1 protein-coding gene is annotated in these 1,951 nt (G+C 68.6%); it reads left to right on the plus strand.

The annotated features are described in order from the left end of the window. A partial coding sequence (locus IF89_RS39225) for a hypothetical protein (protein ID WP_043194840.1) occupies nt 1-1,951 on the plus strand: 1,951 nt, incomplete at both ends.

Consider the following 1,951-nt stretch of genomic DNA (forward strand, 5'->3'; position numbering starts at 1 on the left):
GGTGAGGTGACGGTCTACGACCACCCCGCCCGCAGCGCCACCCCCAGGGTTCTTGCCGGGCCGGTGAAGCTGGGTCTGGGGCCGGACGCCCAGTACTGGAAGCGGCCTGCGTTCGGGGACAACCGGATCCAGGGTGCCTGGCGGCTTGACGACATCGGGATGCTGGGCACGCGCGTCGCGGTGGGCAGGGGGGCGGTTTACCTGACTGAGCCCACCCATACGGCGGGCGCGGTCACCGGTACGGTGGTCAAGAAGTATGCGGTTTCCGAGGTGCCGGACGCAAAGGGGAAGCACGCCCTGAGGCTGGCGGGGCAGACGGCGTTCAATACGGGCAGCCATATAGTGACGACTCTTGCCGTCGGGACGGTGGGTGGCGAGGAGGTCCTCGCGGTCGGCCTCAACATGAACGGCGTCAGAATTTTGAGGGCGAGCGATCTGCAGCCGTCGGCCAGGAGCGCGCTGCTGGAGGACTGGAACTTCACGCTGCCGAGCATGCCCGGGGCCCCGTCCGGCGATCCGCAGGACATGGTTACGGCGCTGTCGTTCGGGACGCGGGAGGGGAAGCCGGTCCTCGCGGTCGGGCGCCTTACCCGGCACCACTATGCCGCATACCTGGTCGATCCTGTGACGGGCGGCATCCTGCAGAAGTTCTGGAACCGGAAGGGCTGGAGCGGGTGGGTCATACCGACCGCGTTCTCCTTCGGCCGCCTGGACGGCGACCGGAAGGAGTCCCTGGCGGTCTCAGTGTGGTCCAACATCGGGGTGCCGGGCCGCGTCGGGCTCGTCCCCCTGGACCGGGACGCCGAAGAGCCGGTGTCCTACGGCGACAACAATCCGCACCCGTCGGCGACGCCCCGCGGCCTGACCTTCTTCACGGATGCAGAAGGCCGCGACCGCCTCGCCGTCGGCCGCGACCGGCGCGACTCGGTCGGCCAGAGCATGGTAATGCGGCGCAGCCCTGCCGACGCCAGGAGGATGGAGGCCGTGGTCATCTCGGCCGGCGGGGACCAACAGCAGACCATGAACGTCACGGCCCGCCAGCTGGAACGGCTCGTCCCCGGATACCAGACAGCGAACCTCAAAACAGCCAACGCTACCGGCCGCGACCTCCTGGTCTACCTGGCAGCCGACCGCGAGCTCCAGAAGGGCTGCTGGGTGAACGCAGTCCCGAAGATACCCGGCTTCGGCTTCCCCGAAGCAAGCCGTCCGCTCGACCTGCCGTCCGGCAAAACGTCCACATACCAGACAGCCATCTCCACCACAGCCACCGCCCAGGAGCCATCCGACATCAACTCCCCGGCCGAGGGCTGCGCACAGCGGGAACGGTCAGCGCACCTCGCAGCAGAGGTCAAGGGCCAGCCGTGGACCCGGCAGATCGCCAAAGCCGTCTACGACGACACCTCCGGCACCTTCAAGATCGCCTCCCAGACCGGCGCCGGCGAACTCGCTTTCGACCTCACTCCGGGCACGCCTGGAAACGCAGCACTGGGCACATGGGACCTGAAGATCAGCGCCGCCGCCGAGCCGGCGCCCGCCAGCGCCCCTGAACTCGTACCGCACCGGCTCACCCCCCAGGCCAAGGGCCCCGCCGACCCGGCCAACCCCAACGACCGCAACCGCCCCGTCTACCGGATCGAAGCCAAGAACGCCCGCTGGAGCATCCCGGCAGCAGACCGCAGGACGGCAACGAGTGTTCCCGCACTCCGTGTCGAAGGAGCCGTCAACCCCACCGAGGACTCCGCTTGGGACTCCCTGGGAAGCCTCATGCCGGCCAGCCCGCCCTCCAGGAGCGCCGACGGCACCGTCACCCTGGGAACAGCCGACTTCTACTGGCAGAACGAAGCCAGCGGCCCGGCCTACACCCACCTCCGGGTATGGAACGGCAACCAGTCATCAACCGTCAACCTCGGCGAAGTCCCCGCACCACCAGAAAGAACCGCCCACCCCGTCA

Source organism: Streptomyces sp. NRRL F-2664, from assembly GCF_000719345.1.
Classification (GTDB): Bacteria; Actinomycetota; Actinomycetes; order Streptomycetales; family Streptomycetaceae; genus Streptomyces.